Here is an 18,814-nt window from a genome sequence, read left to right as displayed (position 1 = left end):
CCGATGATTTTCAATAACAGCAATCATCTCAACATGTCTAAAGAACTCACTGACCGTAGTCGGCAAAGCGTCCAACAGGCCCGGCAAGTATTGATCCTCAATCTGCTGGTCTATACCGGAATTTCTGCGGCTGAGATATTCATTGGCCAGCGGGCTCATTCCACAGCGCTGTTGGCAGACGGCCAAAACAATGTCACCGGTATTATCTCGGTGACCGCGCTAATCGTTGGCTTGACCTTTTCCATCAGACCCTCCGATGCCTATCATCTCGAAGGTCACTGGCAGTTTGAGAATCTGGCCGTTTTTCTATCCGGCTTGATTATGTTTCTGGTGGGCGTGGCTTGTGCTTGGGACGGTGGGACAAAAGTAGTCGCTCTGATCACTAATCACTACACCGGCCAGGTCCAGGGTGCGGCTGCGGTGATGGCCGCTATCTCTGCCGGTACGATGCTCACCCTGAGTCTCGTCAACCGTACTTTAAGCGGTCGGACAAAAAGTGCCTCGTTGGCCGCATCCGCTCGGGACTTTCTCAACGATGCGTTAACTTCCACGGGCACCATGCTGGCAATTATTGTCGCCTCCGTCTGGCATATATATTGGATCGACCCGTTGGCTGCGATTATCCTAGGCGGCTTTATCATTTACAATGGCAGTCGAATTTTAAGTGATAGCGCAGCAAAACTATCCAACGGCTTTAGCCCAGCGATTCGCCAAGCCATCACCGCCACCATTGAATCCGCTAATGAAGTCCAGGCAGTGACGTTTGTGGATGGCCGCTATTCCGGCAGTAATATCATCGTAGCCGCAGAAATTGTCCTTGCTGCCCAGACCACGGTCCCGGAAGCCTACCGCATTTGCCAACATGTGCAATTGTTGCTGCAGATTCAATTTCCGATTTTGTACTGCTGCATCCAGGTCAAACCAGCATCACCGCAACATACATTGCATCCATGACCGGGTTGTTGTTCAATGAGATGGAAATACACACACTGTGCAATTGGGAGGATGGCCATCATCGAAACAAATACAAAAATGCTGGAAACAGAGATCAAGTTGCAGAAGGCCTTTATCGCACTGGTTCATCAACGCGGATTTGATCATCTCAGCGTCCAACAACTCACGCAAACGGCCGCAATCAGCCGGGGCACATTTTATCTACACTATTTGGATAAATACGACCTGCTGGCCCACTATGAGAATAGTATCGTGACGGATATCGCAGACATTTTTCGGCGCTATCCCAAACCTGCCCAACATGCTCCGAAAGCAGCCGATGCGGAGAACAATGCCTTCTATCAGCTATTCAAATATCTTTACCGTCAGCGCGATTTAGCGGCACTGCTGCTGAATGAACCGGCCTCGCAAATGGGCACGAAGGTCAAGGAATTGATTAGTTCGGTACTCATCTCCGCCACACCTCAGTCTGCGGAGACCGTTCACGACTTCCCACCGGCTTTCGCCCAAGAAATTGTCACCAAGGGCATTATCGACTTAATCATCTTCTGGCTGCACCAGGAACCAGTGCTGTCGCCTAAAGCAGCTTATCGGATTTTCCAAACCAGTCGGGACCTCACACCGGCGCAATTAACAAATATTGTGGTCCGTTCCCACCAATCCCGTGCTTAATTGCTTCCATACGCGTGTGACCCGACCAATGCTTTATAATAGAGTCATGGAAATGGAGGGAAAATCATGGCCGACGAAAAGAAGAACAATCTCAAAATGGCGATTCCGCATGAAATCGCCGATGAATTAGACATGCGGGCCGGTGATGCCGTGAAGATTCGGGTCACGGATAATAATGTGGTGATTGAAAGTACCGCCGACGCAGAGGAAAAGCAGGATATGCGTATTCGCTGGTTTACTATCCCTGCTGTGGTGGCCACAGTACTGTTTTGGGGGTTCTTTCTCATTCGCCAGGAGTACTTGGTCCCTTTGACTGGCCGCCTGTCCATTAGCGGTTTAACCATCATCTTAGGGGTGGTCAGCGGCGTCGCGTCCTTCAGCACCTTCTATGTCCGCAACCACAAGATTGACCGCAATCGGGCGCTGAAGGGTCTCTATTGGCGTAATTTTCCTGTGATCCTGCTCTCCTTTGGGATCATCTTGGCCCTGTCGTTGCTGGCAATCTTCTGGTTCATGGGCATTATTTTCAAAGGCGCGGCCTTTGATATTTACACTGCTAGTTTGCTCTTTTTACTCTTCAACTTAATCATCAACTATTTCATAATCTATGCCGCGCTGCACATTAATTCAGAAATGATGGTGCGGCTGTTGACGACAGTGATTATCAGTGGTGTCGTGGCGTCCATGATTACTAACAGCGACAATCATTGGTGGGAAACAAACCTGAGTTTCCTCGGGACGAAGCATGCCAATTACAGTTGGCAATTCAATCTGACGTTGATGGTGTCGGCATTGTTAATGACTGGCTTGATCGATTACTTGTTCGTTTGGCTGCACCGCCGCTACCCTGCGGATCGGGGCCTGAACATTTTACGGATTCTGTTGACGACCATGGCTATCTGCTTATTCGGGGTGGGTGGTTTCGCCAATAACGGCGACGGCCTGCTGCATTTACTCCACGATATTGCCGCCTGGGGATTAGTGGCCGTCTTTGGCCTGACGGTGATTTTGATCCGCTGGCTGCTGCCCAAGGGGTCCCGTCAATTCCGCATCATTTCGGACGCCATTGCGGTATTGCTGATTATCGATTTTGTCCTATTCAAATATGTGGGTTACTTCTCACTGACGGCTTTCCAACTCGTCGCCTTTGACCTGGCCTTCTCCTGGATTCTGTTACTGCTCGGAACATTACGGCGCCTATCCCATCGAGCCAACGTTGCCGTGACCGTCACATTGGAAAATGATGACGATGCAACTGACTGATTATCTAGCAGCCATTGACCGCTTGGATCGCCACGCCGACTTCAATGGGGCGATGGTGGTCACGGATGCCCACCGGACTTTGTATACGTATGCGGGGGGCTTAGCCGACATCGAGAAGGAGATTCCCTTTACTCTGGATACCGTTACCGGGATCGGTTCGCTCACCAAGCAATTCATCGCCGTGGCGGTCATGCAGCAAGTCTCTGCTGGCCGGCTGGCGTTGACCGACCGTCTGGATCAGTATGTGCCTGAATACCGGTACGCCGCTAAAGTGACGCTTGGCGATCTGTTGACTATGGCCAGCGGCATTCCAGATTATCCTTCACTAATTCAAAACCAGCACCCCACCACGACCGCTGCGGAATCTGATCCGCAAAGCGTACGCCGGTTGGGTGCTGATTTGTCGTTAGCTGAATTAGTCGCACTGATCAATCCAATCCCCTTAGATTTTCACCCTGGTTCACAGGGCGCGTACAGCAATACCAATTACAATTTGCTCGGTATCGTGGTGAGTCGCGTACTGGGGCAGCCACTTGATCAAATTCTGACTGCGTATATCTGGCAGCCCTTGGGAATGACTGTCACGGAGCTGGGAACTCAAAATGCCACGGCCGTCAGTTATCTGCCGTGGCATGATGAGCTGCGTTATATTGGCAAAGGCAGCCACACCACTGCCGATAGCGGGCTGGTGACTTCAGCCAAAGACTACACTCTTTGGTTACAGGCTGTTTTGCAGCAAAGCGAAACGCTGCTGCCCCGCTCTGCCTGGCAAACTATTTTCACGATCACCCATAATTTCTACGGCATGGGCTGGTTTCAGCATCGGCAGTGGTTTTGGCATAGCGGCCTGATTCTGGGTTATCAAGCGGATGTCTTTTTGTCCTTTGACCTGAATCTGGCTGTATTTTGGTTGACGAATGTCCGATTTTTGACCACATCCGCCAAAGACTGGAATCGGCAGCAGCGGATTTGGCTGGATGCGTTAGAGTAATTTCACCCAGAATGAATCCATGGCACTGTGTTCAGCGGTCCCCAGCGGCTGTAACAATGGGTGAAAGCCGAATTCTTGATACACATGCATCGCAGCGTGGAGTTTATGGTGGGTTTCCAAATAGACACTCTCGTATTTGGCTTGCCAGGCAAACGCCAAGGCATGTTCAATCAATTGTTTACTGAGTCCTTGTCCCCGGGCGGACTCCGCGACATACACTTTTTGCAACTCAGCCACCTGCTTGGTGCCTTCATATTCAGCGATTCCCGCACCACCCAGGACCAGGCCATTGCGGACAGCCACAAAATACTCCCGTCCTGGTTTGGCCGCGTAATAATGACTGAGGTGGGGCAATTCCGGATCGAAATAAGCGGTCCCCGGAATTGCCAAACCCACCGCACTGAGCGAGTCGCGGACAATGGCGGCCATTTGGGCGTCGTCTGCAGGTGTAATGGGGCGAATTTCAATTTGATTATTTTCTGCCATAGTATCGCCTCTAATTGTCCCCTGGCGTCATTTTACCGTGATGAATCGTGTCCGCATCCAGGAACCAGTGATCAGCTGGATCACCCTTTAACGCCGTGAATGGCACCGGCTTTTCGCCCGCCTCTTCGACCTTCGTCAGCAAGTAATTGCGCAAGATCCAGGCATCTTCTAACGACCGTTGATGCAGGTTCAAGATCCGTTCCAATTTTTCTTCAGAAACACCCAAATCAGCACTGATCTCTTGTCGGCTTAGCCCAGCCAACTTCATGTTCTGACGGTATTCTTGTTTGGTCGCTTCTATTTCAGTTGGTGTTAAACTCATTGATCGGCCTCTTTCCGTTCTTTTTCACCATCATACCAGCAAGGCGCCAAAGATGCCCGTGACAACCCTGCCCTAAGAAGCACGCCAAGCGGGCAAAAATAGTCCCATCGCTGGGACTATCCTGTGTTCAGTTGCGACCAACCAATGCTTTTTGCCAAGCCGTCAGTACGCCGTCTGGTCGGGTATAGAGTACCTTGCCATCCACTTCGATGCTGCGCACAAACGGGAAGTACAGATAGTCATGGTTGACATCGCTCTTCGGCACATAACGAATGCTGTCTTCGCCAAAAGTGGCATCACTCAAGTCTTCAATCAATGACTGATATTTAATATAGGCGTCATCATAGTCATTAGGACTCTCAATCATCGGGACAAATTGTTCCCCGTGAAACAATGCGGTACTGGGCACTTCGTCGTTAGGCGCCGTGACAATATGATTCAAAGGCAAGATCAAATTGCCGGTATCTTTGTCCTTGCCGAAGACGAACTTCAACTGGGTCTTCAAATCCATTTGCCCCGCTGTGGCCAATTGAATCAATGCCCGGGCCGCAGTGTTCAGCGGATCGTTGGGCAGTGCCATTTGCTTGAGCCGGTCTTGGGCCAGTGCGATTGCCTTATTGCGCTTGGCTGCCGTGGTGATTTGTTTGAAAATGTCAGTCAGCTCATCATCGGGTACGACCTTAGTCAAACCGGCGCCTAATTCAGCCAGCCAATCAGGTTGGCTAGTGACTTTCACGGCAAATTGTTGGAAAGCCCGCGCCACGGCTTCGTTCTTGGTCGTTGGCGTAAAAACGGCAATTTGACCATGGATCAACCAATATTCCCACTGCTGCTTAGCCAGTCGGGCAAACTCACCGGTGTGGTCTACCCGTTTCTTTTTGTCTGGATCAAAACCGATATGGTCGACATAAATATCACCGGCGGTCACACCGTCATCTTGCCAAGCGGCATCCACATCCGTGGCGTAACATTGGACGACTTGAGCCACCAGCGACGTGACCCGGACATCTTCAATCGCAGCCGTGGCAGGCACGCCCTTTTTCAATACCAACAACTTCTGGGCCGGATAATAATAAGCCACGGCATACCGTTCAAAGGATGTCCCCGCGGGGGCCAAAACCACCTGGCATTCCCCCAACTGCAGATCCTTAGCTATTCCCTGGGGCCGTTCTGGCAGATTCAATACCGGTACGGCGCTGTGAAAATCACCTGTGCCATTTTTCAACCATTCAACAAATGCTGCATCTTGTTCTGCTTCTGTACTCATCGATCGTCGCCTCTACTTCCAGTATACCGCTTGGAGTATAGAAATGGGGTTGGGATAAAAGCCGGTTTGACGGCCGTGCCAATGCTGCGCAATCTCCGGTGGGATGGGCTGGCACTAGTATCTGCCCTAGACTTTTATCCCAGCCCCAACCGAGGAATACATTTCAATATTATGCTGGTAGCGGCGTCTTCTTGGCAAAGAGATTTTCCAAGGGCTCACCGACGAACTGAACATTCGTCCCGATAATCACCTGCACGTTGTGTTGATCCAGTGTATTTACGGCAATGGCGCCCGCATCTTTCAACGCTTGGGCATCAATCTTACTGGTATCCTTTAATTGCAGACGTAAGCGGGTGGTGCAATAGTCGACGTTATCAATATTCGCAGCACCGCCAATTGCCGCATAAATTTGCTTGGCTTCGGCGGCATTTTGATCGCCACCCACAGTGGCCGTGGCCGCCGCCGATTCAGCGGTCGTGCTGGCCCCTTCTCGGCCGGGTGTCTTCAAATCAAAGGTTTGGATCGCCCAGTTGAAGCCGAAGTAATAGATGACCGCCATCACAGCCCCCTGCACGATCAGCATATAAGGCATGTTAGCAATCGGCATCCGGGCGCTGAGAACATAATCGACCAGCCCAGCGCTAAAGGTAAAACCAGCCGTCCAATGCATCATCGCGGCAAAGGCCACGGAAAGGCCGGTGAACAGTGCGTGCAATAAGTAAAGCGGCCAAGCCGAAAACATAAATGAGAACTCAATCGGTTCAGTGACCCCCGTAAAGAATGAGGAGAAGGCCCCGGCCATCATCAAGCCCGCGGTTTTCTTCTTGTTTTCTGGTCGAGCATTGCGATAAATTGCATAGGCGCCGGCCGGCAAACCAAACATCATGATCGGGAAGAAACCAGCCATATACATGCCGGTCACACCCCGGACACCTTGGTTCGCCCAGAATTTACCCAAATCGTTGATGCCTGCCACATTAAACAGAAAGACGGAATTGAGTGCCTGATGCAAACCGGTAGGGATCAACAGCCGGTTGCAAAGAGCGTACAGACCCGCACCGAATGCGCCAAACCCAACAATTGTTTTACCAAAAATAACTAGACCGGAATAAATCACTGGCCATACGAACAGTAAGACGACAGAAATACCAAGCATGACGATAGAGGACAGAATTGGCACCAACCGCTTGCCGCTGAAGAACGCCAGTGCAGAAGGCAGCTCAGTCTTATAGAAGCGGTTGTACAACGCCGCAGCCACCAAACCGGCCATGATGCCAAAAAAGACATTCCCCGAAATCGAGGCGAAGGCTGGATTGACCTGGCTCTTCTTGATTCCCTCAAATGTGGCGACCGCAGCCGGATCGAGCACCTTAATAGGGACAAAATAAGCTACGACCCCTGCTAATGCAGCCGCCCCGTCATGTTCTTTGGACATGCCCACGGCCAGGCCAATGGCAAAGAGTAACGCCAAGATCCCAAGGATCGCAGTCCCACCGACCTGTAAAAACTGCGCAACAACTAACTTTTGGGGCAGCCAGTGGCCGATCCCGACTAACAGCGCAGCAGCCGGCAATACGGAAATTGGCAGCTGAATTGATTTTCCCATCTTCTGCAAATATGCTTTCACGATGGTTTACCTCCCAATACATTTCCCCATTCCTGGGGGTTTAGTTAAGAAAGCCGCGTCCGGATAAGGCATTGGTATGTTTTGAAAAATGGCTGAATGCAGATATATGTTAACAAATATTACATCAATTATCTGTATAGACCATTTAATGAATAAATGACATTGCAAGTTACCAATTGGCTTTTCTTAACCAACATCGATGATACACCAATATCAGATCGTTGCGTTTATTATTTTCAGAAAAAATACGTTTTCAACACAAAAAATATTATCTAATGTCAGGAACTCTGACATTGGTATATCCCAATTAAGGGATTTTGCAACAAAAAAAGCCGCCATCGTGGGGAGGACGATGACGGACTCAGGGGAAAAAGAAAAAACATGAAGAAAAAGTTTGGTTGTTGGCGTCTTGCAGGAATTCTGTTGGCCTCGTTCCTGTTGACATCTTGTATACTACGGGATGAGTGTGAAAAAAATGTGAAGGCCATGTGGCGCTTTTGTCAAGAGTTCCCACGCCATGCCAACAAACCCACTAGCCTGCGTCAATTTGCTTGATTGACATACTCGACAAGCGCCGCTGCCACACGGATACGACATAATTCAAGAAATCCACCTCAGAGATTAGGGGGATATTCAACGTATTGGCGGTTTTGAGTTTCTCCGTTGTGGGCGGTGAGAACAAGTCCCCATACATCGCCCCCACCACCACGTAATCGGTAATGCCGGACACCGTCTCCCGCGGGATGACCCCCACAAATACGGCTAGTTTCGCCAATTGCTCTTGCGTCATTGTTTCAAAATGCCCCGAGAACACAATTGTTTTATTCAGCAAATCCATGAAGACCATCCCTTTCAGAGAGCGAAGCACCCACGGCCCGGGTGTGCAACTCATTTAGTCAGAGGGCAGCATGAAGTGCGTGGTACAGCTTGCAAAACACACATCGCCGAGACAACACTTCGAACCTGATGGATATAGTGCCAATGCGGAGCAATCGGAGGTGAAATGGGGTTCAGCTGTGGAAACCACACCGCGCGCTCTTTGCGCGGATGTGGTTAGGCGTGTTTGAGACCGCGGTCTTTGCGGGCTCAAACCGCCGTCACAGCGTTCCAGCCCCATTTCACCGGAGATTACGCAGCTTTGGCACGGGCCATTAGGTAAAGATTTTATCCTACCCCGCCTTGATTGATCTACCTCAATTGTACCCCATAATACTTGTACCCGCCGGTGGGTATTTGTGTGTATTTCCCAGCATTGCCGTTAAAGACGCGTTTCGCTACACTAAAGGAAGAAAAGAGGTATGCCCATGTACCAGCAACAGCGTGTTCAAGCCATCATCGAATGGCTGCGAGAAGTCGGTCAATTGACCACCAAAGAAATCATGGCCAAATTCAACACATCCCGAGAAACCGCCCGGCGAGACATGATGGCCGTAGTCCAATTGGGCCAGGCCCAACGTACCCATGGCGGCATTGTGCAAACACAAAAAGTCTTGCCAGTCCTAGACTATCTGGAACGGCAGCACCAATTCCCTGTTGCCAAGAAATCCATGGCCGCCGCCGTATTGCCGTTAATTCAGCCAGGAATGACTGTATTCTTGGATACCAGCACCTCTGTCCGCGCAGTCGCCCAGCAGCTCCACCAGGCGGTCACCGTTTTCACGACCTCGCTGGACAATGCCTTCACCCTATCGACTAAACCCGATGTGGATTTGCATTTGTTAGGCGGTCGTTTTGAACAAAAGAATCGGGTCTTCTTTGCCCCAGCCAATTTACAGGCACTCCAATATTTAGAATTCGACTTGGCCATTATGGGGGCTGCCAGTTTAGAGGAAAAAGGCGCCTATGTGAAAGATGAAAACGATGCAGCATTAAAGCGTGCCGCCGTGGCTCATGCCCGACAAGTGGTCATCTTGGCCGAAAATCAAAAGTTCCAAAAGAAAACACCCTACCTGGTCGCCGCGTGGCCGGATGTGGATGTGTTGATCACCGACCAGACCCCTGCCAAAGAAGAACAGTTGCCCGACAATGTCGAAGTGATGGTGGCACCGCCGAAAGACTAACGCTTAGTCAATTTTCATCAGCTGGCACCTGGAGGCGTACAAATGCAGGAAGATAATGATGCTCGCTTTTTCCTATCCAACACCCAACAATTTTCTGTCCGTTCTTCTATTCTCTTAATTCACCGCCAATCACTTCTATTAGAAAATGATGCCCCCGAAGTTTATGTTCCCGGCGGTGCCATTCATTTCAACGAAACAGCCGAGCAAGCGATTCTGCGTGAGGCTCAAGAAGAACTGGGAATCGCACTGAGCGGTCCCGAATTCGCCGGCGTATTGGAATCTTTTTGGGACCGGGACACCATGCAGTTTCACCAGCTAACAATGGTATTCCGCCAGCGCGTTGACGACGTATTATTCAATCATTTACAACATTTGAATTATGACCACTTGGATGTTTCTGCTCAAGCCAAAATGGTGTGGTACCCATTAACAGAAGCCGCTCGAATTATTCAGCCAAGAAAAATGATTACTTTTACGGCGTTGGGGACACCCCTGCGTCACGAAGTAGAGCGAGATTAGACCATACCACACGATGAGCGGCCGTCGCCGCTTTTTATTGACAACTAAATACACATATTTACTTGCAATTACCCTCAAATACACATATACTATCCTTGAAAGCCGAAAGGGGCTTTCGTCAAACAAGCTGATCGATGCTTGCTTGCCTTCTTGCTTGAAAGGAGCGGTCCATGATGATGATGCAGTATCCGTTAGTACTTAGCGACATTGATGGCACCTTGGTGAACAATGAGGGGACCATCCCCGATAAAGTCGTTTCCGCTATTCAAGAATACAGTCAGGCAGGCGGCCATTTTGTACTGGCCTCTGCCCGGCCGCCGCTGGCAATGCTCGACTTGGCCCAATCACTGGGTCTCGCCGTCCCCATGGTCGCCCTTAATGGCAGTCTCATCGTTGAATACGTTCCTGAAGCAGGCGGGTATACCTGGCAAATCGTGTCCGAACAGCCACTGTATGCGCGCGTACCCATTCAGCTCTGGCAAATGATCGTCGAACATCAGCTGCCCGTGAGTATTAATGTGTATTCCGGTTTAGCCTGGTTGGCGAATCAGCACGATCAATGGAACGCGCAAGAGGCTGCGATTACCGGCACAAATCCGATTATCGTCCCCCTGGCGCAGCGCCTAGCTGCTGGTCTCACGACGCACAAGATTCTGTGCATGGCCGATCCTGCCGTCATCGATCAACTAAGCGCACTATTGGCCCAGCGCCCGGATTGGCATCTCAATGCATCACGGTCTAAACCCACTTATCTGGAAGTCAGCGACGCCAGCGTTTCTAAACAAAGCGCTCTGCACACTTTGGCCCGTCACTTTGACATTCCTGTCACCCAAACGATGGCCATTGGCGATGGCGAGAATGATCTGCCCATGCTCACCGCCGCCGGTTTAAGTATCGCCATGGGGAATTCCTTTACCAGTGTCAAAGAAAAAGCGACCCACATCGTGGCCACAAATGACCAGGGTGGTGTCGCCGAAGCGTTGCAAGATTATGCGATGACTGAAGAGGCCGTGACCATGTCCTGATTAGTTCCCTGAATTCGCAAGATCCCCCTAACTTTCCAGCAGATGTTCCGGTCTGCTGGAATTTTTTTGTCTCAAACTATATACTACCTTTTACGATTTTGATAGTATATAATATTAAATTAGGAGGTGGCAGGTAGTGAAGACTCAATGGGCAAATCTTCAAGCGCAACACACAACGTTTACTTATAAAACAGCCACTGACTTTGGTCTGGATATTAATGCACTCGAAAAAGCCACAAAAAATGGAGAAATCGAACGATTAGACAGAGGAATTTATGTGTTTCCAAATGTGTTAGAGGATCGTTATGCGACTTTTAGTCAACGTTTTTCTAAAGGTGTATTCTCCGGTCTTTCCGCTAGAGACTTGCATGACATGACAGAAGAAGCGCCGTTCCACTACGAAATGACATTTCCAAAGGGGTACAACAATCCCAACTTAGCAAGATTGGACATTCACACTCGTCATCAAGTTCAAAACCGTTTCGAGTTGGGCATCGAAACGGTCAAAACACCCTATGGAAATACCGCACGTGTCTATTCCCCCGAGCGAACAATGCTCGACACTTGGGAACGAGAAGATGTATCCGTGGAAGTGCGCAAATATGCCTATCATGCGTATTTAAAATTAGTGAGGCAGAACATGTATCGCTTGCAGCAGCTGATCGAGTTGCAACAGAAGCTTTACCCACATTCAAACTTCATCAAAACCTTGGAGGTTGATTTATGAGCCACGACCCGCTTATTCAACGTATTAACGCAGCTGCCAGAAAGTCAAAAGTACCACCAACACAATTTCAACGCATGTATTTCTTGGAACAATTTTTGATTCTTGTCGCTGCTTCGCCCTACCGAGATAACTTCATTTTCAAAGGTGGTATGGAAATTCAAAGCCTTATCGGTGTGGCCAATCGTGCTACCCAAGATATTGATAGTACGTTGGCAGGCCAATCACTCTCAAAAGCCAACATCCAAAAAATGATGCAAGAAATTTTCACCGACAAAGGGAGCGTCTCGTCTGTCACCTTCAACGTATCGTCTATCAAAGCTAAAATGGCGGATCACAATTATCCAGGTTTTCTGGTGAGTTTAGACGCCACTTTAAAGGGGAGTAACGCTCGTGCAAAGATCAAAATCGATCTATCAACCGGTGATTCAATTCACCCACATACAATTGAGCTGATTCATCACCATTTACTTGACCCGCAACAAACAACAAAGCTCCAAGCTTATCCGCTAGAACAAATCATGGCAGACAAACTTGAAGCTTTTCTTTACTTTGGGCCCATAAATTCGCGTGCTAAGGATTTTTATGACCTGTACATGTTCGCAACACTGTTGAAAAACGACTGGCAGGTCCAAACACTACAAACTGCCTTTACCAAAACAGTTTCAACAAAAGGACGCGTACCCACGACAGTCGTGCAAGATCCCTTAACAGCTCTTACTGTAATTCAAAGCAGTCCTGTCATCCATGACAATTGGCTTAGATACCAAAAAGACCATCCCTACGCTCAAGATATCTCCCTAGACAACGTTATGCGCACCATCGAAACTTTGTTTAACAGAATAAAATAAACTTGTGGAGAACACGTAATTACTATTGAATCCGCCGAAACGCCGGACGCAGCATGAAATAGAGAATCGGAACAATAATCGCTGTCGCTAGCGAGTTGATGGCCGTGGCCGGCAAACTCAAGAAAGCCGCGATGAGTGCCGGTTTGAAGGTCATCCCCACCATTAACCCCTCGACTACAGAAACCAGATACGACGTAATCAGTTTGGTGATTCCTGCCAGGATCCCCACCGTAATGATATGGCTGGGCCGATCATCATGGCGAAAGACACGCATGATCGTACTGACCACAATCGCCATCACGACGACTTCCAGTACCGTCAGCCAAGATGTCACCGCATACCCATTGAGCACATCGAAGCCACCCAAGCCAATGGCGGCAGCCGCCCCGCCCCAGACTCCGCCGAGGAAGAGGATCGCCAAAACCATCAAGGGGTTGCCAAAATGAATGAACGGCCGCCCCACCATTGCCGGAATCGGAATCCGTAATACCCAGATTCCAATGTAAATAATAGCGGCGAACAACGCTGTGAGAATAATTTTCAATAATTGCTTGTTTCTGCCCAACATAATTTTTTCCTCCTAGAATCGGTTCACGTAGGACCATAGTGTATCTGGCGTGACGCGGGCCGCCAGACGATAGGCTTTGTATAGAAGCCCTGGCGTGTATATTAATTGGCCGCGAATCACCAGGTTCAATGAGCGCCGGGTAACTGCCGGCAAATTTAAGGCGGGCAAATATTTGGTGATCCCGCCAAAAGCATTGGCTTGCGATGTGCGCATAATCCCCGGGGCTAAAGCCATCACGTGAATCCCTTGTGAGCGCAATTCTGCATGCAGACCTTCAGTGTAAGAAATCAGATAGGCCTTGCTGGCGCTGTACACGGACATATTTTGTACCGGTGCAAAACCGCCGATGGAAGTCACGTTGATAATGGCTGACCCACGGTCCATATAGGGCAAGGCTAAATGGACCAGCCGTGTCGGGGCGACGGCGTGCAGCGTAATTAATTCTTCTTGATTCACGAGAGACATTGTCGCCACTGGTCCGGTATGCATGGCCCCGGCATCATTGATCAATAACCACACGTGAGGATTCTCCCGTGCAAGCAGTCCCCGCAGTTTGCGAAACGAACTAGCCGTCGTTAAATCGTAAGGCAATATTCGAAACCGGTGCCCCGGCAATGTATGCGCCAAGTCAATCAGTCGTTGCTGACGTCGCGCAATCAACCAAATTTCATCCAACTCCGGCATCTTTTCTGCCACGGCCCGCACATATTCCCGGCCAAGCCCGGAGGAGGCACCAGTAATTATCGCGATATTCATCATTTCACCTCAAGAGAAATCATTGATTAATTCTGGCAATAACGTCCCAAAGTCAACATCGTGCAGTGGATTAGTTGGATCGGCCAGCCGATTTGTCGCATCAATGGCCTGCCCCACAAAACGCATGGCCACGCGAATGGCATCATCCACACACTTTCCCCGCATCAATCCGCCGGCTAACACACTGGCAAAGATATCGCCGGTACCAAAGTAATGACCGGGCAAGGTGTCGACTGCCCAGATTGTCGGTTCCTTAGCGGCCGCACCCGTCCACGCCACGCCAGTTTTTCCACCGGGTAATGTGATTCCCGTGATGATGACCGAGACATGGAATTCGGTCACCAACCTTTGCGTCAAACTCTGGACTGCTCTTTCGGTCATCGTTCCCACCGTCGGCCGTTGGCCCAATAGTAATTGGGCTTCCGTGATGTTCGGTGTCACGATACTGGCATGGGTGATGAGTTTTCGCATCTCTGCGACATAGTGGTCATCTAAACCGCGGTACAAATGCCCATTATCGGCCATCGCCGGATCGACCAGCCGCAAAGGTAACTGCTGCCAGCGGGGCAGCCATTCCTGCCACACGGTCAATGCATTCGGCCCCAAATACCCCAAATAAAGACCGCCGATGGCCAAGGGCAATGTTTGCCAGTGCGCCAGGATCGGGCCGATTTGATTGCTTAAATCCAAATATGTATTGTCCGGCACACCTGTATGTGTCGATAACAACGCTGTCGGAATGATTCTCGGGCGCAACTCTAATGCAGTCAAAATTGGAATGGCGGCCCCTAACGAAACCGTTCCAGCACCGCATAGATCTTGACTGACGATGATTGATTGTTCAGCCACTTGTGCCACCACCTTTGAACCCAATTGTACCAAATGTTTCAGCGGAAATAACACGACACGCTCTGTATCCGGTTCCAGTCATGCTAAACTAGAAGTAGTAACAAAAGAAAGGCAGGGAAAAACATTGGCATTAGCAGATTTTCCAAAAGACTTTTTATGGGGTGCTTCCACCTCCGCCTATCAATATGAGGGCGCCTATAACACCGATGGCAAAGGCTTGTCCGTGCAAGATGTCGCGACACCGCCAGCTGGCACCGCGGATTTCAAAATCACCAGTGACGGCTACCATCACTACCCGGAAGACATCAGCCTCTATGGCGAAATGGGCTTCAAGTCCTACCGCTTCTCCATTGCCTGGACCCGGATCTACCCCAACGGCGCCGGTGAAGTGAACCAAGCCGGTTTGGATTACTATCAAGATGTGTTGGATCAGTTGAAAGCCCAACATATCGAACCGGTAGCGACCCTTTTCCACTTCGACTTGCCTGCCGCATTGCAGAAGCAGGGCGGCTGGGCGAATCGTGCCACCATCGATGCATTCGTGCAATATGCTAAAACCGTGCTGAACCATTTCTCCCCACAAATCACGTATTATCAAACGATCAATGAACAAAATATGCTATTTGCTGGGATGCTCGCCGCCGCGCTCAAGGGCAAGATGACTCTCCAAGAAGTGGCCCAGGCCAACCACAACATGTTCGTGGCAGCAGCCAAGGTGATGATTTACGCCCATGAGCACCATCCAGAAATCAAAATCGGTCCCGCACCTAACTTAGTGGCTGTCTATCCATTGACGCCTCGACCGGAAGATGCACTGGCAGCCAACGTGTATGACTCCGTGCGCAATCTGTTGTTTGGTGATGTGACGATCTTGGGTCACTATAACCACGTGGCCTGGCACTTATTCGAACAATTCCACGCGACGCCAGAAATTGCAGCAGATGACATGGCAACCATCGCCGCCGCCCACCCCGACCTGTTGTATTTCAACTATTACAACACCGAAACCATTCGTGCGGCAGAACCCGGCAGCACTTTGCCCTTCAAGAAAGTGATCAATCCCTTCTTGGATCAAACCGAATTCGGCTGGGATCTCGATCCGGCCGGCTTCCGCCTCACCTTGCGTCAGCTGTATGATCGCTACAATTTACCGATGATCATTACCGAAAACGGTCTAGGCGCTCACGATACCCTGACAGCAGATGGCAAAGTCCACGATCCGTATCGGATCAAATACTTGAATGACCATATCTATCAGATGCGTCTGGCCATTGGTGAGGGCATTCCGGTGATTGGCTACCATGTGTGGTCAGCCATTGATCTGGTTTCGACCCACGAAGGTTTCACGAAACGGTACGGCTTTATTTACGTCGATCGCGGTGAAACCAATGATAGTGGGACGTTGAAACGGTATAAAAAGGACAGCTTTGACTGGTACAAGGACGTGATTGCCCATAATGGGGATGACGTGACGAAGCAGGTAGAAGATTAAGACATAATTCTGCAAATATCAAACGTATAAAAAACGACCCAAGATAAAGCCAAAGAAGAGAACCTTTTCCATGGCCTTATCCTGGGTTATTTAAATCATTGAACCAGCTATTCGAGAAAATAAGAAGGCTCAGTGCTTTGAGTTTTCCAAATTGATTTACGAAAGTGTGACCACCGATCAAAACTTTGACCAGCCCTAATACCTTACTTTCGTTGCCAGATAGTTATCATGATTGAGGGTGTGAGCATAGCGATGGCAGCGATTACTGCTTTCCATACTACATTTGAAATTGGCAATCGATAGCTTGCACTTACAATCAGCATAATATCAACACCAATCAGCAAATAGTTAACCAATTTGGAGAACTGTTTCGGATGTGCACTGTAGTAAAGAATTCCCAAAAATCCAATAGCAAAGGGACCAACAATATTCATTAGCGCAGTCATCATTGCATCTGTCAATTTACTCCCCCCCTTTGAGATAAAAACTGATTTGGCTTAATTAATCATGTTGAACGCCAAAGTAGTAATCCCAAACTTTCCATGGTGTAATCATCCAGATGCGATCGTTTTTATGCTTCATATTGTATTCCTTCAGAGCAGTTGCTTGGCTGGATGGGTTGTAAACTCCAAATTGAATAACACCCACAATAGAACCAATAAGCCAGCCAGCCGGGCCGCCAACTAAGCCAGCCGCAACACCCGAAGCAGTTAGGCTTGTACCGACAGCATTTAAATAATTAACCCGATTTTGAACCGCGGCATTAGAACGAAAGATCTCGTGAATGCCGTCCCAGCCGAGATAAACCTGATCATCTGGCAAGGAACGCGGCTCAATCGCCGGATAAGCTAGCTTATTGTCTTCGTCAATGATTAATCCATTTTCACGGACAAGTAAGTTTGCAGTTTTCACTGAAGCCGAAACCGCTGCATAATCCGCAGTAGTTGTAACGGAAGCATAAGCTTTATTCAGCACGTACTGGTTATTTACTACAGATACATAATGATCTGCTTGTTGTTGGTTGATTACAGGAGTAGTAATAGTGGAATTCTGAGATTCCTTGGATACCGTTGCGTTAGGGTCCTGCGTAGAAAATCCGTCCGTAGCGTTAGCTACTACCGGAGTAGCTGCTGCCAGAAATAACACCGAAATTCCAACAGATACCAATACTTTAAGCTTTAACATCGTCTCCGCTCCCTTTCAAAAGAGCAAAACTATTCGACCAAGTCATCGTTTTCCAAGCTCACCATATTATTGCTCCAATATCGTCAAAAAAGCAAAACATTTGCACTGTCAAAACTAACAAAAATGTAAGGCGGTATATACCAAAAATCAGCCGAAACAGATACGAGTTTGCACCCCTTGCTTCAACAACTTTCCCATCTCAGAAACACAGAATGTTCAGACGGACTTCATCACGGCAATATCAATCCCAATACACAAGTCAACAATTGCCTCCTGCAAAAGGGAGATATCATTTTGCCAATTCGCGGTGCCGGGAATCGGCCCTTCTTGATTCAAGAGTCCGCGCCATTCAAGAGTCCGCGCCCGATAAGATCCTTCTTTCGCAAAACATGGTCCATCCGCCCCAAGAAGAACAGAGTTGATGGCCGCTGGCTCTATCAGTATCTGCTCAGCCCATTCGGGGAAGCACAAATTGCCAATACCGTGTTGGGCTCATCTACTGCCTTGATCCCGATTAAGAGATTACAAGAAATTCCCGTGGTGACAACCATGTCACTGCCCGAACAACAGCAGACGATTACTGATTACGAGAGGGACCGTCAAGCAATCGCCGCCCAAATCTCGGCATTAAATAAAAAATTGGCCGAACTCGACAAAACGCTGTATCGAAACATCGGAATAACTGGACTGTATAAAGAAAAGCATTAATTGACCGGCAATAGCCAAAAAAGCTGGCCCACTCATTGAAGTGGCCAGCTTTTTCTCACCTATTATCCGTTCTGATATTGCCGCAACGATTTCTCCAGCCACTCACGATTTGCCTGATTGCCAAAGATATGCATGTTTTCCACCATGTTGTCATAATTACTCTGGCTCATTAGCACGACGCTTTTCTTTGCTTTGCGTGTCACCAGCACTGGCTCATGATTAGCTGCGTGATCCAAATAGGTTTTCAGATTTTTCCGAAGGTTGTAAAAAGTGGTCGTCTTCATGCTGCACAACTCCTTTCATGTGAGCGACGGAATCTTCGAGTTTTGCAGACTCAATTTCGCAGCCCCTTTTAAAGGCTGGATCTTTGAGCTTTTGCGCTAAAAAATCATCGAACGTGATGCTCTTGTTGGGCATGATGATTTCCCTTTCTTGATAACATTCATCCGAGCGACTGAAAATCTGCAGTTTTTTATTTTCATGCTTCAATTATGC

The 18,814-nt window shown here is 49.1% G+C and carries 22 protein-coding genes and 1 pseudogene; 11 read left to right on the top strand and 12 right to left on the bottom strand.

The window, feature by feature from the left end; genetic code table 11:
- Window positions 1-33: 33 nt before the first annotated feature.
- From FD09_RS12275 to FD09_RS12260, 4 genes are all read left to right on the top strand, one after another.
- Window positions 34-954 carry a cation diffusion facilitator family transporter gene (locus tag FD09_RS12275; protein ID WP_235812289.1) on the top strand — a complete coding sequence of 307 codons (921 nt, stop codon included), beginning with the start codon at window positions 34-36 and terminating at the stop codon, window positions 952-954.
- A 51-nt stretch (window positions 955-1,005) separates the two neighbouring features.
- On the top strand, window positions 1,006-1,626 hold the full coding sequence (locus tag FD09_RS12270; protein ID WP_235812288.1) for a TetR/AcrR family transcriptional regulator: 621 nt from the start codon (window positions 1,006-1,008) through the stop codon (window positions 1,624-1,626).
- Between the two features lie 66 nt (window positions 1,627-1,692).
- A complete protein-coding gene (locus FD09_RS12265) occupies window positions 1,693-2,889 on the top strand; it encodes an AbrB/MazE/SpoVT family DNA-binding domain-containing protein (protein ID WP_057821810.1) in 1,197 nt (398 codons plus the stop codon).
- Window positions 2,867-3,880 carry a serine hydrolase domain-containing protein gene (locus FD09_RS12260; protein ID WP_083487895.1) on the top strand — a complete coding sequence of 338 codons (1,014 nt, stop codon included), beginning with the start codon at window positions 2,867-2,869 and terminating at the stop codon, window positions 3,878-3,880. The genes FD09_RS12265 and FD09_RS12260 overlap by 23 nt, the downstream gene beginning before the upstream one ends.
- On the opposite strand, the gene FD09_RS12255 is transcribed toward FD09_RS12260, so the two are convergent.
- The 5 genes and pseudogenes from FD09_RS12255 to FD09_RS12235 all read right to left on the bottom strand — a co-directional run bounded on the left by FD09_RS12255 (window position 3,872) and on the right by FD09_RS12235 (window position 8,372).
- Entirely contained in the window at window positions 3,872-4,366 is a 495-nt protein-coding gene (locus FD09_RS12255) for a GNAT family N-acetyltransferase (protein ID WP_057821807.1), read from the bottom strand. The genes FD09_RS12260 and FD09_RS12255 overlap by 9 nt on opposite strands.
- 10 nt (window positions 4,367-4,376) lie before the next feature.
- A complete protein-coding gene (locus tag FD09_RS12250; RefSeq protein WP_057821805.1) occupies window positions 4,377-4,688 on the bottom strand; it encodes a DUF2316 family protein in 312 nt (103 codons plus the stop codon).
- A gap of 127 nt (window positions 4,689-4,815) precedes the next feature.
- Window positions 4,816-5,955: a hypothetical protein gene (locus FD09_RS12245; RefSeq protein WP_057821803.1), complete on the bottom strand. Its 1,140-nt coding sequence runs from the start codon at window positions 5,953-5,955 to the stop codon at window positions 4,816-4,818.
- 178 nt (window positions 5,956-6,133) lie between these two features.
- Window positions 6,134-7,582, bottom strand: a pseudogene (nagE, locus tag FD09_RS12240) (N-acetylglucosamine-specific PTS transporter subunit IIBC); the annotation flags it as partial.
- 532 nt (window positions 7,583-8,114) lie between these two features.
- On the bottom strand, window positions 8,115-8,372 hold the full coding sequence (locus FD09_RS12235) for a BRCT domain-containing protein (protein WP_157053802.1): 258 nt from the start codon (window positions 8,370-8,372) through the stop codon (window positions 8,115-8,117).
- 514 nt (window positions 8,373-8,886) lie between these two features.
- On the opposite strand from FD09_RS12235, the gene FD09_RS12230 reads away from it, so the two are divergent.
- The 5 genes from FD09_RS12230 (at window position 8,887) to FD09_RS12210 (ending at window position 12,761) form a co-directional block, all read left to right on the top strand.
- Window positions 8,887-9,642, top strand: coding sequence for a DeoR/GlpR family DNA-binding transcription regulator (locus FD09_RS12230; protein WP_162261516.1), 756 nt, complete (start codon window positions 8,887-8,889; stop codon window positions 9,640-9,642).
- 42 nt (window positions 9,643-9,684) lie between these two features.
- Window positions 9,685-10,161, top strand: a complete 477-nt coding sequence (locus tag FD09_RS12225; RefSeq protein ID WP_057821796.1) for an NUDIX domain-containing protein — start codon at window positions 9,685-9,687, stop codon at window positions 10,159-10,161.
- Window positions 10,162-10,331: 170 nt separating this feature from the next.
- A complete protein-coding gene (locus FD09_RS12220; RefSeq protein WP_083487894.1) occupies window positions 10,332-11,186 on the top strand; it encodes a Cof-type HAD-IIB family hydrolase in 855 nt (284 codons plus the stop codon).
- Between the two features lie 136 nt (window positions 11,187-11,322).
- Window positions 11,323-11,913, top strand: a complete 591-nt coding sequence (locus FD09_RS12215; protein ID WP_057821792.1) for a type IV toxin-antitoxin system AbiEi family antitoxin domain-containing protein — start codon at window positions 11,323-11,325, stop codon at window positions 11,911-11,913.
- Window positions 11,910-12,761 carry a nucleotidyl transferase AbiEii/AbiGii toxin family protein gene (locus FD09_RS12210; RefSeq protein ID WP_057821790.1) on the top strand — a complete coding sequence of 284 codons (852 nt, stop codon included), beginning with the start codon at window positions 11,910-11,912 and terminating at the stop codon, window positions 12,759-12,761. Before FD09_RS12215 ends, FD09_RS12210 begins: the two co-directional genes overlap by 4 nt.
- Before the next feature lie 22 nt (window positions 12,762-12,783).
- On the opposite strand, the gene FD09_RS12205 is transcribed toward FD09_RS12210, so the two are convergent.
- From FD09_RS12205 to FD09_RS12195, 3 genes are read right to left on the bottom strand one after another with little or no spacing between them, the layout of a single operon-like run.
- Window positions 12,784-13,329, bottom strand: a complete 546-nt coding sequence (locus tag FD09_RS12205) for an ECF transporter S component (RefSeq protein ID WP_057821788.1) — start codon at window positions 13,327-13,329, stop codon at window positions 12,784-12,786.
- 12 nt (window positions 13,330-13,341) lie between these two features.
- The gene (locus FD09_RS12200; RefSeq protein ID WP_057821786.1) at window positions 13,342-14,085 is read right to left on the bottom strand and encodes an SDR family NAD(P)-dependent oxidoreductase; all 744 of its coding nucleotides are present in this window, start codon (window positions 14,083-14,085) and stop codon (window positions 13,342-13,344) included.
- Window positions 14,086-14,094: 9 nt separating this feature from the next.
- Window positions 14,095-14,934: a PfkB family carbohydrate kinase gene (locus FD09_RS12195; protein WP_157053801.1), complete on the bottom strand. Its 840-nt coding sequence runs from the start codon at window positions 14,932-14,934 to the stop codon at window positions 14,095-14,097.
- 124 nt (window positions 14,935-15,058) lie between these two features.
- Between FD09_RS12195 and FD09_RS12190 the strand changes: the two genes are divergently transcribed.
- Window positions 15,059-16,426, top strand: coding sequence for a glycoside hydrolase family 1 protein (locus tag FD09_RS12190; protein WP_057821782.1), 1,368 nt, complete (start codon window positions 15,059-15,061; stop codon window positions 16,424-16,426).
- 203 nt (window positions 16,427-16,629) lie between these two features.
- On the opposite strand, the gene FD09_RS12185 is transcribed toward FD09_RS12190, so the two are convergent.
- Window positions 16,630-16,887 carry a hypothetical protein gene (locus FD09_RS12185; RefSeq protein ID WP_057821781.1) on the bottom strand — a complete coding sequence of 86 codons (258 nt, stop codon included), beginning with the start codon at window positions 16,885-16,887 and terminating at the stop codon, window positions 16,630-16,632.
- 40 nt (window positions 16,888-16,927) lie between these two features.
- A complete protein-coding gene (locus tag FD09_RS12180) occupies window positions 16,928-17,611 on the bottom strand; it encodes a hypothetical protein (protein WP_057821779.1) in 684 nt (227 codons plus the stop codon).
- Window positions 17,612-17,905: 294 nt separating this feature from the next.
- Here FD09_RS12180 and FD09_RS12175 point away from each other — a divergent pair, with 294 nt between their 5' ends.
- Entirely contained in the window at window positions 17,906-18,319 is a 414-nt protein-coding gene (locus FD09_RS12175; RefSeq protein ID WP_057821777.1) for a restriction endonuclease subunit S domain-containing protein, read from the top strand.
- Between the two features lie 62 nt (window positions 18,320-18,381).
- Here the strand turns inward: FD09_RS12175 and FD09_RS12170 are convergent, their stop codons facing one another.
- Window positions 18,382-18,603: a type II toxin-antitoxin system Phd/YefM family antitoxin gene (locus FD09_RS12170; RefSeq protein WP_057821775.1), complete on the bottom strand. Its 222-nt coding sequence runs from the start codon at window positions 18,601-18,603 to the stop codon at window positions 18,382-18,384.
- Window positions 18,539-18,808 carry a hypothetical protein gene (locus FD09_RS16495; RefSeq protein WP_162261513.1) on the bottom strand — a complete coding sequence of 90 codons (270 nt, stop codon included), beginning with the start codon at window positions 18,806-18,808 and terminating at the stop codon, window positions 18,539-18,541. The genes FD09_RS12170 and FD09_RS16495 overlap by 65 nt, the downstream gene beginning before the upstream one ends.
- Window positions 18,809-18,814 lie beyond the last annotated feature (6 nt).

The sequence above is a fragment of the Schleiferilactobacillus perolens DSM 12744 genome, from assembly GCF_001435585.1.
Taxonomy (GTDB): domain Bacteria; phylum Bacillota; class Bacilli; order Lactobacillales; family Lactobacillaceae; genus Schleiferilactobacillus; species Schleiferilactobacillus perolens.
Note: the sequence above shows the minus strand (reverse complement) of the source record. Positions and strands in the feature narration are given on the sequence as shown.

Excerpts from the sequence above, each read along its gene's own strand:
- FD09_RS12275 (WP_235812289.1), top strand. The coding sequence starts at position 34 with ATGTCTAAAGAACTCACTGACCGTAGTCGGCAAAGCGTCCAACAGGCC.
- FD09_RS12270 (WP_235812288.1), top strand. The coding sequence starts at position 1,006 with ATGGCCATCATCGAAACAAATACAAAAATGCTGGAAACAGAGATCAAG.
- FD09_RS12265 (WP_057821810.1), top strand. The coding sequence starts at position 1,693 with ATGGCCGACGAAAAGAAGAACAATCTCAAAATGGCGATTCCGCATGAA.
- FD09_RS12260 (WP_083487895.1), top strand. The coding sequence starts at position 2,867 with ATGATGACGATGCAACTGACTGATTATCTAGCAGCCATTGACCGCTTG.
- FD09_RS12255 (WP_057821807.1), bottom strand. The coding sequence starts at position 4,366 with ATGGCAGAAAATAATCAAATTGAAATTCGCCCCATTACACCTGCAGAC.
- FD09_RS12250 (WP_057821805.1), bottom strand. The coding sequence starts at position 4,688 with ATGAGTTTAACACCAACTGAAATAGAAGCGACCAAACAAGAATACCGT.
- FD09_RS12245 (WP_057821803.1), bottom strand. The coding sequence starts at position 5,955 with ATGAGTACAGAAGCAGAACAAGATGCAGCATTTGTTGAATGGTTGAAA.
- FD09_RS12235 (WP_157053802.1), bottom strand. The coding sequence starts at position 8,372 with ATGACGCAAGAGCAATTGGCGAAACTAGCCGTATTTGTGGGGGTCATC.
- FD09_RS12230 (WP_162261516.1), top strand. The coding sequence starts at position 8,887 with ATGTACCAGCAACAGCGTGTTCAAGCCATCATCGAATGGCTGCGAGAA.
- FD09_RS12225 (WP_057821796.1), top strand. The coding sequence starts at position 9,685 with ATGCAGGAAGATAATGATGCTCGCTTTTTCCTATCCAACACCCAACAA.
- FD09_RS12220 (WP_083487894.1), top strand. The coding sequence starts at position 10,332 with ATGATGATGATGCAGTATCCGTTAGTACTTAGCGACATTGATGGCACC.
- FD09_RS12210 (WP_057821790.1), top strand. The coding sequence starts at position 11,910 with ATGAGCCACGACCCGCTTATTCAACGTATTAACGCAGCTGCCAGAAAG.
- FD09_RS12205 (WP_057821788.1), bottom strand. The coding sequence starts at position 13,329 with ATGTTGGGCAGAAACAAGCAATTATTGAAAATTATTCTCACAGCGTTG.
- FD09_RS12200 (WP_057821786.1), bottom strand. The coding sequence starts at position 14,085 with ATGAATATCGCGATAATTACTGGTGCCTCCTCCGGGCTTGGCCGGGAA.
- FD09_RS12180 (WP_057821779.1), bottom strand. The coding sequence starts at position 17,611 with ATGTTAAAGCTTAAAGTATTGGTATCTGTTGGAATTTCGGTGTTATTT.
- FD09_RS12170 (WP_057821775.1), bottom strand. The coding sequence starts at position 18,603 with ATGAAGACGACCACTTTTTACAACCTTCGGAAAAATCTGAAAACCTAT.